The sequence below is a fragment of the Neorhizobium sp. PAMB6630 genome, from assembly GCF_058242775.1.
Genome location: NZ_JBZAYV010000002.1, coordinates 760,408 through 772,680 on the forward strand (window position 1 = coordinate 760,408; position 12,273 = coordinate 772,680).

The window sequence follows — 12,273 nt, forward strand, 5'->3', positions numbered from 1 at the left end:
ATGTAACTTGAGCGTGATCTTATTGTGACGCAGGCAACGAAAGCGCGCGCCCGCGGTGATTGCACCGGAAAGTCGGAAGGGAAGCATTGAGTGGCGGAAGGGTACAGGTCCCCGATGGACACAGCGGCATTGTCAACTGCCGGGCCCTGTGGCGGCACCGCGCGCGGAATAAAACTTAGGCGGCCTCTACGGATCGCGCCAGCGTGTCGAAAATTGCGTTCGCCAGCGCAGCCGAACTGAACGGCGTTCTCAACACCCGAGCCTGTGACGGCTGCAACCCAGGGCGCAGTTCAGACGTCCGATCCGTGAGAAGAAGTATCTTGCCGGAGGTAAACGCCGTCTCCACCACGGTCAGGTCGGCTGTAGATGTGAGGCACGTCTGATTGAGGATCACCATGTCGGCGGCAATCCCCGAGCCGAGCAGCTCCTGAAGGCATCCGATGCTTCCGCAGCCGATCGGCTCGTAGCCGAGCGCCGCTGTCTTTTCCTCGTAAAGATCGCGCAAAGTCTTGTCGTTCTCGACAATCATGATGCATTCGCCATTGCCTGTGGGCACGGCGCGTTCGTTGAAGAAACTGTCGATCGGCAAGGGCGCGAGACTGCTCGCCGGAAGGAAAAGTTCGAACGTGGTTCCCACGCCAGCCGTGGCTCTGACATGAATGCCGCCGCAGAGCGAAGAAACGATGCCATGCACGGCCGAGAGGCCGAGCCCCGAACCGCCGGACTGCGCATTCGTGGTAAAGAACGGTTCGAAGATATGGGGCATGACGTGAGGCGCGATGCCGGGCCCTTCGTCGGTCACCGCCAGACGCACGTAGGATCCGGGCGAAATATCGCCATGCGTCAGGACCCGCCTGCGCTGCACCTGGACGGGCTGAACATCGATGGTCACCGTTTTTCCCCGTGCCGAAGCCTGGCTTGCGTTCTTGCACAGGTTCATCGCCAGCTGATGCACCTCGACCGGATTGCCCTCAATGACCGCCGGCTCTTTGCAAAGCGTGGAATGAATGATGACATGGTTGCCGAGTGTGACCTGCAGCAGCGGGAGGATGTCGGCAACGGCATCCGCGACATCAAACGGCTTGACGATCCGTTCGCGCTTGCGGCTGAAGGTCAGGATCTGGTCGACGATATGTTTGGCGCGCGCGCCGCTCTTCAGAATTTCCTCGACATAATGGCGCGTCGGCGATGGCTTTCGAAGCATTTGGACCGCCATTTCGCCATAACCGAGGATCGCACCAAGCACATTGTTGAACTCGTGCGCGATGCCACCGGCCAGGGTTCCGATGGCCTCGAGGCGCTGGGCATGTTCCAGCCGATGTTCAAGCCCCTGCTTTTCCTGCCGGCTTTTATCGGCATCGGTAAACTCCATGAATGTCTTCAGCGTGGAGTGAAACAATTGCCTTTCGTCGAGGGTCAAACGGGGCTTTCCGCGTGCGAACAGAAAGACAAGAGCGGCGACATCCTTGTCTGGCAATCCGGCGCCAACCAGCAGGCTGCGAGACATACCGTCTGCCTGCATCATATTGCAGAGACGGATCACCGGGCAGCAGCCCGACTTGTTCTGCAGGCGGATCGATGGCATCTCCCTGTCACGATCCAGATCCTCAGCAAATGCCATCAGGTGTTGGTGTATTTGCAGCCCATCTTCGAACTGATAGGCGTCCTTCACCTCCCCCCGATCAGGATCATAAACGACGTAGCCGCTGCATCGGGCGCCGAAGAAGCAGGACATGGTCTGCAGGGCTTTGCCCATGAAGATCGGGAAATTGTCGTGCCCGGATTGGATGAGATCCGCCTTGATGTCTGCCACCACCTGCTCGTAATGCAGCCTTCGCTTCAATTGCCGCGTCTGTTCGCGCAGGCGATAGATCAGGATGCAGATGTAGAGGGAAAGCAGTGCTGCCGTGATGCCGAGGACGATGCGGCTGATATGGGCAAGGGAGGCAGCATCGGCTGCAATTCTCAAATATTCGGTCTGCAGCTCACCGGCCCGGATCGGCGTCGCTGACGCCTGGATTGCGGCAATCTTCGCGTCGACCCTTGGCATGACGGCCAATATCATCTTCGCGTGCACGATGACTGTGGCGAAATTTTCCAACCGCGGGGCCTGCGTGTCATATCGTTCGAGTTGTGCAAGCTTGTAGACGATCCGTTGCTTGAGGTCGTCGTTGTGGCTGGTCGAAAACCGCATCATCAGGTTGCTGAGGTCGCCGACGCGCGCCAGAACCCAGGCTACACCTTTATCCTCGGTCTCGTTGAGCGATGTCAGTGTCTGGCCAAAAACCCCGAGCGAGTTTTGCAGCAGGGCATTGCGCGTCTTGAAACCTTCCACCTGGATCTCGTCACGATCGATATCCAGCGTGAGATCGGAGACGAGGCTGTTGAGCTTCTCTTCGGCGGCGAACTGGGGGCTACCGAACAGGTCCCGCAAGCCATCGACGGCACGTCGAAGATTGACGACTGACGTCACGAGGCCGTCATAGGACGGCAACAGCCCTGCCCTTGCCCTCAGCACGTCTCGCTGCAAGGCAGCGTGGTTCACATCGACCGCTCGCAGGTTCATCATGATCGCTTCGTGAACCGATCTATCCGGATGCTTGCCCGCAGCCACCACAGCCACCACGATAACAGTGACGATCAGGATCGACAGCGGCAGCGTTTCAGTGAGCCGGTTGAGTGACAACCGTCGTAAGACGTTTCCCATCATATTCCCCGGTCAGACTTTTCAGGAAGGCTTCGAGATCGGCAATATCGTTCTGCGAGAGCTGGCGGCCGAGCTGGCTTCTGCCCATCACCGCAATCGCCTCGCGAAGCGTCGCAACACTTCCGTCGTGAAAATAGGGGGCGGTTACTTCGACATTGCGCAGGCTGGGGACGCGAAACACATCCGCATCCCCATCCGGGACCGACAGCCGTTTGTCGAGATCCGACCGTGTCTGCAAAACTTCTGCATCGGGCGGACCAAACACACCAAAAATCTGGAACATGTTGCCGCCGACATTTGCCCCCTGATGGCAGGAGACACAGCCATAATCCATGAACAGCTTGAGACCGTGCCTGGCGGCGGGAGCAAGTGCTGCTTGATCGCCATTCAGGAAGCGGTCGAACGGCGCATTCGGTGTGGCAAGCGACATCTGGAATGTCACCAGCGCATCCAGAACGTTCTCGCGGCTGGGCAGCGCTCCGTATCGCTGCCTGAATGCGGATAGATAAGTCTCGTCCTGCGTCAGGCGGGACAGCACAGTGCTCCAATCGGCAGCCATAAGGTTGGGATCATCCAGCACCGCTTCGTTCTGGACGCTGAGCGAGGTAAAACGTCCACGCCATCCCAGCCGATAATTGGTGCCGACATTGAAGATGGTGGGGGCGTTGAAGGCATGAACCTTGCCTTTATAACCAATCGTTCTGGGCACCCGAACCGTACCGCCCGTCTTCAGGTTGTGGCAGGTGCTGCACGAAAGCCTGCCCTCGCCCGATAAAACCGGATCATGAAAAAGCCGCTCGCCAAGCAGGACCTTGCCGGCATTCAGGCTGGCCGGCGGCGGCAGCGGAGACAAGGCATTCGGCTGAACTGTGTTGAGAGGTGTGTTCTCTGCCGTCACCGCCACGGTGCCGCCAAGAGCAACAATCCCTGAAACAGCCAGAACTGACGCGGCAAGGCCGAGACTATAGCCAATCGCTGCTACCGCGCATCGCCTCGTGCTCATCAGGTGCCGCTCTCCGAAAGCCTGTTCCCGGTTAGGGATGGAGGCGCTTACACCCTCAGGGTAACTCGCCACCGTGATCTATTTATCATAAATATCATATTTATCATTTTTAAACTCGCCTTGTCAAATCCACGATCCCCGGCAGTCGCGAGGAAATCACGCGGGAAAGCGAACGACTGCCTTGATCATGGCCAGCAGACCCCAATAGATGCCGATGATCGAGCCGCACGAAATCAAGGCGATGAAGGCCGGCAGCCAGAAGCCCGGCTCCTTGATCGGCGCGGGTTGCGCAGCCGCCGGCATCTCCCCCTCGCCAGCGACAGGGGCATACTCATAGGCAGCAGCATCGTCGCATAGTGGATGATGGGCGGATCGCCATAACCGGTGCGCATAGAGAGACACGACAACGCCTTCAGGTTGCAGCCTTTCACCCGCGCGCCACAAACCCTTCATGGAGACCTCGTCTTCGCAATCCATCGTTTTCGCCCCCTGTCGTCATCGCACCTATTGGATACCGATCATGGTGCCGCGCCGATGTTTCCCCCAAATTGCGCAAGGCCCGAGAACGATTGCGTTTGAAACAGGATCGGGAGACGTCGTGCATCGCCGCTCCACGCGGCGATGCCGTGCTGTCACATCCCTTGCTGCCACCAGACAAATTTCGATTGCAACGAAATTTGCCGGCATTTGAAACGGCGTTGCAGCACCAGCCCTTCAGACGAGATGTGGCCTGACGCAGTGTCAGGGAGTGCAAGAGGAAATTTTGAATGAATATGGTAAAGGCGAAAAATCCCTTCGACCAAAGGGCTTCGAGCGAATGGCTGGAGATTACACCCGGCGAAAGATTCAAGCTCCGGACATCCGCCACAGAGACGGATGGCATCTATATGACCCTGGAGATCATTGCCGATCCTCGTAACGGCGTGCCGATGCATGTTCACGCCAACGAAGAAGAATGCTTCATCGTTCTCGAAGGCAGCCTTTATCTTGTCAACGGTGACCAGAGGCTGAACTTGTCGGCGGGTGACGTGGCGACCGTCAAGAGGGGGACGCCGCACGCGTGGTGCAATATCTCGGAAAACAGTGCGCGGTTTCTGATCGTTTTCACTCCCGGCAATATGGAGAAAACCTTCAGGCGCATCGGCTTGATGAAAGGCGGGGATCTGGCCGCGATTTCAGAGACAGCCGAAAGTGATGGCTCGACGATTGTCGGACCTCCGCCTTTTGATGACATCTATTCCGTCCTGTCACCGCGGCCACAAGCCTAAAGACCCGTTGCTCGGTGTCGGAAAGGCAGCAACAGATCAGGTTGCTGCCTTTCCGGATAAAAGCAGGGTCCGTTTACGGCTCGCCAACCTTGCAAACGCCAAATGGGCACGGCTGTTCAAACGTTGTGCCGATCTCGGCTGCGTGGGCGGCGATGGCTCCAAAGGCGAAATACATCACCGCCGCACCGATGGCCGACGTGTGGATGAGATGGCCGAACAGACGTTGGCGAAATGAAGCGGGCAAAGGAATGTCGGCAAGTGCAGGCGCAGGGGTAAATGTCATATTGAAAACCTTGGGCTTATGGGTGACTTCCCTCTGCTATCGCGTTCAAATCGCTCTCGGATTTCAAAGCTGCGGCACTCCGTTGCAGATAAAACGGAGACAAGGCATAGGGCCGGACGATGACCTTTGACTGCGCGCACATGTTCAGCACCGCCCCGGTGAAGGCAGCACCAAAAAAATCCGGCACCGAAACGCTTTTAAGCGCAGGTGCCGGCGGATGGGATGAGGATTGGGAGCGACTTTAAACCGACGAAAGCTCTATGGCGGGAGGCAGGGCGCGATCATGCCCGCCGTCAAACATCGTCAGGCGGATCAGGTTCGAGATGGCTTCGGCAATCGTTGCAAGCGCATCGCGCTCCTCACGCTCCAGCGATCGCGGCACCACATCAATGACGCAGATGGACCCAAGAGCAAATCCAAGCGGATCGCGCACCGGCGCGCCCGCATAAAACCGGAAACCGAATGGCTCGTTCAGGGTCGGGTTTTCCTGGAATGCTGCGCTTCGGGTGAGATCTTCGATGACGGTGAAGTCGTTGGCAACAAGTGTCTCGTTGCAAAAGGCCCAATCTCGTGACGTGCTCTCGCCATCGAAACCCACCCGGGACTTGAACCATTGCTGGTCCTGCGTGATCAGCGTGAACATCGCGATCGGCGCCCGCAGGGCATAGGCGGCCAGGCGCACGAGGCGGTCAAACCGACCGTCCGCACCGGAGCCGAGGAGCGCTGATCTTTTGACGGCATCAAGCCGGGCCTTTTCGTTCCACGGCAGATCGAAGGCCGCAAGATCGGTCTTGTCCTGCAGGCTGGAGCGCAGGTAATCCATCACCATGGCGCTCGCAGCCGACACATCCGGCAACATCTGCAAGTGGATGCGTTTGGCGCTGCGGCCGACCGGCGACGCCGCGCCCTTGTCGGTCATCGTGAAAATGACGGTTTGCCTGTAGCGGGCATCGTTGCCGAGCGTAGTCGCAAATTTCTTGCGCTCCCCGTCTTCGGCGTGTTCGACGATGAGCAAGGTCGGCGGGGCAGGTTCGAGCAGCTTTTGCAGCGTGTCAAAATCTTCTGCAACGTCGATCAACAGGCCGGAGCCGGGAAGACCAGCCCGGGTCCACGCAGCGCCCCTACCTTTGCCTGCAAAGATCACGGCATGGGCTGAAAGATCAACAGGTTCCTGCGTGGAATCCTCGATCAGATCCAGCACGGCCTGGCGCGGGATGCGACGATGCCCACCCGGCGTTTTCCAGGAGGGAAGTTGCCCGCTCTCGACCCATAGCTGCGCCGTGCGCACCGAAACGCCAAGCAGTTCCGCGGCTTTTGCCGTCGTCAGAATATCTTTCATCATTTCAACCCACTTCTATGGGGAGAAACGTAGTGAAAACTAGAAAATTTGCAAGAAGCGGAAAATACGCGCACCAATACACCTCCAGGACAGAGGCCTACAAACCACTGCGCCGGAGGTGAAGGCGTCTATTCAAGGCGGAAGCGGGATCGCTTCAGACGGTCCCGCTTCTATCGGGTGATCACATGGCCGCCGTCGTTTTTGCAGCCTCGTCGATCGTGTCTGCAATCTCCTTGGCGCGGGTGATGAACAGAGCGTGGCTGCCCGAGACCCTGGTGATCTTGGCCTTCATGCGCTCTGCCATATGCACCAGCATTGCCTGATCGAAGGCCTTGTCTTCCGTTGCAATCACGGCCCAGCTCGGCTTGCTGCGCCAGGCGGCATTCTTCAGCTTCGTACCGAAGGATGACATGTTGATCGGCACCTGGGAATCCCGCATGAATGCCGCCTGCGCGTCGCTGACGTCATGGGCAAAACCCTGCTTGAACATTGCCGGCTTCACGAAACCAAACCCGTCGGCACCGATTTCGATGACGAAATCCGGCGTCGGAGCAAAGCCTTCATATTGTTGGGCCGTCGTCTCACCGGCATCCGGCGACAGGGCCGAGACAAAGACCAGGCCCGCCACTTTGGGATGGATACCGGCTTCCGTGATCACGGTGCCGCCCCAGGAGTGACCGACGAGGATCGTCGGGCCGTTTTGCTGGTCGAGCAGCCGGTTGGTGGAGGCGACATCATCTTCAAGCGATGTCAGGGGATTCTGGACGATCTGGACGTGATAACCGCGTTTCGTCAGTTCATCGTAGACGCCGCGCCATCCGGCTCCATCGGCAAAAGCACCGTGAACGAGCACGACGTTCTTCACGGGGGCGGCATTGGCCACAACCGGGGTAAACATCGCGAGCGCAAGGGTCGCCGCGCTAGCCAGGCTGAGGGTGAGCTGGGTCATTTCCATTGTCATGTTCCTTCTTTGGAGTTTGCGTGTGAGACGTTGAAACCCACCTCCGCGCCGGGCAACGGACTGGGAAACGTTGCCCGGCTGGAGGTTGCTGAACAGACCCATCTGGAGGGGACATGAGGCCGTCGATCAGCACCTGTAGAATTGCAGACATGCCCCACCGGGCCTATCGGCCATCCGTCTCGCCAGGGCATGCCTTGGTATGATCTGACTAGACGTCACGTTCATTAAGGCTGCACACGCAGGCACGTGATCGCCTGAACGCGCGCATTAACGTTAGATATTACTTACATGGCGCGAAACGCACGGACGGAAAACGGCGGGTGGCCTCACGCATCCCGCGGCTTCGATTCTGCAGCCGTGATGGGATAATCGAGATGGGACCTGGTCAGACCGATATCCTTCAGCAGGAAGTCCGGCATGTTTCGCAGCGTCTCGATGCCCTTGCGCCGCTCTTGCCAGCGTCGAAAGCGCCGATAGAGATTTTCCATGGGCTTGGCTTCATGCGAGCACACGGCTGGCCGCACGAGCAATTGTCGCAGATTTCCAAACATCTGTGTCACCGTCCTTCATGACGCACCTTCGGCCGATGACCTCGGCTGGTGCCATTGAACTGGACACAGTTCTCCATGATGCATGACGCACCGACATTTCAGGGAAACAAAAACTGCTTACGGATGAAACGGAAAGCCAAAGGCCTCTCCTTAGGGCCAGGACCTAAGCTTACCCGCGCTCGATCTCATTACACGGCGGGCAGGACAAAGGAAAACCGTGCACCGCCGAGACGGCTGCCATTGTCGGCGCTCATTTTTCCGCCATGCGCCTCGATGATGGAGCGCGAAATCGGCAGACCCATCCCCATGCCACCATTCTTCGTGGTGAAGAAGCTCTCGAAGATCCGAGCTGTTCCCTCCACGGGAATTCCCGGCCCGGAATCCTCTACCGAACAACATACCTGAGCCCCCTCCTCCGTGGTGCGCAAGACAACCTCGCGCCGCTCGCACTGGGTCGTGGAGATCGCCTGGATGGCGTTGACCGCCATGTTCACGATGACTTGCTGAAGTTGAATGCGGTCGACGGTGACACATGCCGGGCCGGACGAGGGCAGATGAACGACATTGACTTTGTGCGCCTGGAACTCGTGCCGCAGGAAAAGCACGGCTTCGGCGACAAGTTCGTCCAGCGAGACGATTTCTTCGTCCTGCATGCGATGGCTTGCCATGTTGCGGACACGCGCGATGACGCTGGCGGCGCGCTGCGCATCTGCAACGATACGCGTGACGATATCCCGGACTTCCGAAAGCTCGGGATTAGGGCGGTTCAACCAACGCAGGCCGGCTTCGCCATAGGTGGTGATTGCGGCAAGCGGCTGGTTGACCTCGTGGGCAATGGATGCCGTCAGCTCCCCGAGCATCGAGATCCGGGCTGCATGGGCATATTCCGCCTCGATATGCCGCAGCCTGCGCTCCGCCTGCTTTTTCTCCGTCGTATCGATGAACGCGCTGATGGTCACTCCAAGCTTTGCCATGGCGGGAGGGAAGGTCACCGTCAGTGTCCCCTCGCGCACCCGACCATCGAGTGTGGTCAGAGAGATCTCCTCGTCATAGGTCTCCAGGCTTTGGTACCGGTTTTGCAATAGTCGCGCATAAATCTCGGGGTGGTTGCCGAAGAACGGGGCGACAGATCCCCCTTTCAGCTCATCGTGATGTGTTGCACCCAGCAGTTTGAGCGCGGCATCATTCGCCTGCTCGACAACAGTATTTTCCATCGCGTGCCAGAGGAAATCCGGGTGTTCGGCAAGATGTGCGTTGAGATCGGGAACACCTTCATCCTTGAGGTCCTGGAGAGCCCCCAGAAGTCTGGCGGACCTGATCTGAAAAACAGGAAGAGGCAAATGCTGGAACAGGTCGCGAAACCGCTGCTCGCTGTGTTCAAGCGCGTTGAAGGCGTTTACACGCTCACTGATATCGGTAACTGCGGCAAGCCCGCGGCGGCGATCGTCTGCTGAAAACCAGAGCGTGAACTGCGCATCAAATTCGGACCCATCAAGACGCCTGAGGCGGGTCTCGATCGTCACGCTGGCATCATGGACCAGGACGTTGAGGACAGCCGCGGCACCGTCCAGCCAGCGATCCGGTGACCAGAAATGGTCGAGGGTGCCGAGAAGGTCCGACTTTTGGCGCCCGCCAAACAAGATCAGCGTCTGATCGTTGACATCGACGATCGTCGTCGCGCTGAGGATCCGTGCAACACAATCGGGATAATTGCGCAGGTAATCAACGATATCGCCGTCTGCTGCGAGGCCATTTTCTTGCAAGAGATCATTGATGGTTGTGAGGTCGAGTTCCCAGAACGATACGGTCATCGCCTGAAACAGGTCCTGATAACGCCGTTCGCTGCGCCGCAGCGCCTGCTCGGCGATATTGCGCTCGGTGAAATCGATGAAGCTGCAGACCGCGCGATCCTGAAGGTAACCGTGCCTTGCCGTCGCAAACAGGACCTGGACGGTGCTGCCATCGAGACACCTCAAGGTAACCTCGGACTGGAAAAACTCCTCTCCCCGATAACGGGCCTCGAAGGATTTTCGCAGCACCGGCATGCCGAGATCCCAATAAGGGGTGAGATCACCAAGAATATCCTCCTCCCTTTCGCCGGCCATCATATGAACATGCGTGGGGTTGGACTGAACGACCTTCATGGCGCGTAATGCCGCATCCAGGAACTCAGGATGCTCGTCCAGGTAAGGTGACAGGTCGGTGACACCCTGCTGGCGCAGCTCGCGAAACATGTCGGCAAGCCCGCTGGCATCAATCTCGGCTAAGGCGATCGGCAAGTGGTCGAAGACGTGCTTGTAACGCAGTTCGCTGGACTTGAGTTCAGCGAAGGCTTCCCGCTCAACCGAAACGTCGCGGACGGACAAGAGTACAAAAGCATGATCTGCGTCTGGAGACGCCGGAACGACCGTCACTTCGGCGTCAAAGGTCTCGCCGTCGCGACGCACCAGTTGACAGGAACCGCGTGCATGGCCGTCACCTGCAAGGACCGACAGGATGGTATCAACGAAGACCTCTGCATTCTCCTCCGGCCAGAAGGAGGACAGTTCCCGACCCACAGGACCGAATGCCGCCTCGGCTGCAGGCGAAAGCGCCTGCCCTGATGGTTCCATCGCCGCAACCCTTGCAGACCGCATCATCTGCCGAACCAGCTGTGGCTCGGTTTTCAGACAATCACGCAAGTTCATCCTCTGGTCCGCGCCGAGAGCTGCAAGGCTCTTTGCCACCGCTGTGACGTCGATCGGCACAACGACAACGCCCGCGGCATCCAGCAGCCGCGCCAAGCCGTCGTTTTGAACCGGACCTCTAGCGCAGACGACAGGATGCGACGTCTCGAAAAGAGCGACCGGTTGTCCGGCGTCATCTCGCTGAACCTTCACCATCACGGAAACCAGAACAGATTTCAGCGTCCCTCTCGTCACGCGATTGACCGTGCCGGACCAGTCGGAGACAACCGCAAGGCGGTCGTGAGCCTGCTGTTGGGCCTCGTCTGCCGCGGGTTCGAACAGTGCCTCCATGGGAGCGCCGAGCGCTTGCTCGCGCGAGATGCCATAAAGCTTTTCTGCTGCACGGTTCCAGCCCGTTACGCGACCGCCAAGCTCTCGAATGATGATGCAATCATCCAGAAGATCGATGATCTCGCTGCAATCTCGACCGGAACTCATGACGGCATCTCTCTCCTGAAAGGACTGCAGCGTATTCGAAGACCAAAAAAATCGGGGTGAAGCTGTCGCAGTAAGCGCGCCAATGCGCCGCAAAAGCTTGATGAAGCATTACTAGCCTAATGCAAGCCAGGTTGTAGATCTTGCCCAATCACGACTTTGTCAGCGATCAAAGCCGAACGGATGTCTCTTCTTAAACGTGTGCAAGGCAGCAAACCAAGGCCGCGCCGGCGCTTCGGGTTTCCACAGACAGCGTTGCGATCAAAACGCTTTCCATCGAATTGTTTTCTTGGCATGACCTTGGACTTGAAGTTCAAGAGTCCATCGTCCGGGGAAGAGGCCACAGGTGAAGAAAAACGCACCGTTCATCTACATAATCGATGATGATGAATCCATTCGGTCCTCTCTCGACAGCCTTTTCCGCTCGGTTGGCTTTGCCACGCACACCTTTGTTTCGACCCAGGAATTCCTGGCAGTCGAGCGCCCCGATGCAGAAGCTTGCCTCGTGCTCGATATCCGCCTTCAGGGAACGAGCGGCCTGGATTTCCAACAGCAGCTTGCGCAATCCGGCATTGAAATCCCTGTGGTCCTGATGACGGGGCATGGGGATATCCCGATGTCCGTGCGCGGGATGAAGGCCGGCGCCGTTGATTTCCTGACAAAACCCTTCCGTGATCAGGATATGCTCGACGCGGTGGCCGCTGCACTCAAGCTGGACCGAGCACGGCGCGTCAATCAGGAAGCATTCGCCAGCATAGAAGAACGATATCAATCCCTTACCCTTCGTGAGCAGCAGGTCATGCTGCTGGTAACCCGGGGCCTTCTCAACAAGCAGGTGGCCGGCGATCTCGGCATCAGCGAAGTCACCGTGAAGATCCACCGGGGTTCCGCGATGAAAAAGATGGGTGCGCGAACCCTTCCAGACCTTGTGCGCATGGCGGATGCCCTCAAACTGCGGGATATAAAAGAAGCAGGTAACACTACCGTATGATTTCCGTGG

At 58.2% G+C, this 12,273-nt stretch carries 10 protein-coding genes; 2 read left to right on the top strand and 8 right to left on the bottom strand.

The annotated features are described in order from the left end of the window. Window positions 1-175 precede the first annotated feature (175 nt). The 3 genes from AC4CWF_RS22230 to AC4CWF_RS22240 form a co-directional block, all read right to left on the bottom strand. Window positions 176-2,710: a two-component system VirA-like sensor kinase gene (locus AC4CWF_RS22230; RefSeq protein ID WP_491285595.1), complete on the bottom strand. Its 2,535-nt coding sequence runs from the start codon at window positions 2,708-2,710 to the stop codon at window positions 176-178. Further along, entirely contained in the window at window positions 2,664-3,710 is a 1,047-nt protein-coding gene (locus AC4CWF_RS22235; protein ID WP_491285597.1) for a cytochrome-c peroxidase, read from the bottom strand. The genes AC4CWF_RS22230 and AC4CWF_RS22235 overlap by 47 nt, the downstream gene beginning before the upstream one ends. Window positions 3,711-3,866: 156 nt before the next feature. Next, window positions 3,867-4,187 carry a hypothetical protein gene (locus tag AC4CWF_RS22240; protein WP_491285599.1) on the bottom strand — a complete coding sequence of 107 codons (321 nt, stop codon included), beginning with the start codon at window positions 4,185-4,187 and terminating at the stop codon, window positions 3,867-3,869. A 290-nt stretch (window positions 4,188-4,477) separates the two neighbouring features. Here AC4CWF_RS22240 and AC4CWF_RS22245 point away from each other — a divergent pair, with 290 nt between their 5' ends. Beyond that, complete coding sequence (locus AC4CWF_RS22245) at window positions 4,478-4,978, top strand: cupin domain-containing protein (protein ID WP_491285601.1); 501 nt, start codon at window positions 4,478-4,480, stop codon at window positions 4,976-4,978. Window positions 4,979-5,051: 73 nt separating this feature from the next. Here AC4CWF_RS22245 and AC4CWF_RS22250 read toward each other — a convergent pair whose 3' ends face one another. The 5 genes from AC4CWF_RS22250 to AC4CWF_RS22270 all read right to left on the bottom strand — a co-directional run bounded on the left by AC4CWF_RS22250 (window position 5,052) and on the right by AC4CWF_RS22270 (window position 11,276). After that, window positions 5,052-5,261, bottom strand: a complete 210-nt coding sequence (locus tag AC4CWF_RS22250) for a hypothetical protein (protein ID WP_491285603.1) — start codon at window positions 5,259-5,261, stop codon at window positions 5,052-5,054. A 241-nt stretch (window positions 5,262-5,502) separates the two neighbouring features. Then, window positions 5,503-6,603: a helix-turn-helix domain-containing protein gene (locus AC4CWF_RS22255; RefSeq protein ID WP_491285604.1), complete on the bottom strand. Its 1,101-nt coding sequence runs from the start codon at window positions 6,601-6,603 to the stop codon at window positions 5,503-5,505. A 178-nt stretch (window positions 6,604-6,781) separates the two neighbouring features. Further along, window positions 6,782-7,561: an alpha/beta fold hydrolase gene (locus AC4CWF_RS22260; RefSeq protein ID WP_491285608.1), complete on the bottom strand. Its 780-nt coding sequence runs from the start codon at window positions 7,559-7,561 to the stop codon at window positions 6,782-6,784. A gap of 326 nt (window positions 7,562-7,887) precedes the next feature. Continuing rightward, window positions 7,888-8,112 carry a YjiS-like domain-containing protein gene (locus AC4CWF_RS22265; RefSeq protein WP_491285610.1) on the bottom strand — a complete coding sequence of 75 codons (225 nt, stop codon included), beginning with the start codon at window positions 8,110-8,112 and terminating at the stop codon, window positions 7,888-7,890. A 188-nt stretch (window positions 8,113-8,300) separates the two neighbouring features. Beyond that, entirely contained in the window at window positions 8,301-11,276 is a 2,976-nt protein-coding gene (locus AC4CWF_RS22270) for a PAS domain S-box protein (protein ID WP_491285613.1), read from the bottom strand. Between the two features lie 343 nt (window positions 11,277-11,619). Between AC4CWF_RS22270 and AC4CWF_RS22275 the strand changes: the two genes are divergently transcribed. Beyond that, window positions 11,620-12,264: a response regulator transcription factor gene (locus AC4CWF_RS22275; RefSeq protein WP_491285615.1), complete on the top strand. Its 645-nt coding sequence runs from the start codon at window positions 11,620-11,622 to the stop codon at window positions 12,262-12,264. Window positions 12,265-12,273: the final 9 nt, after the last annotated feature.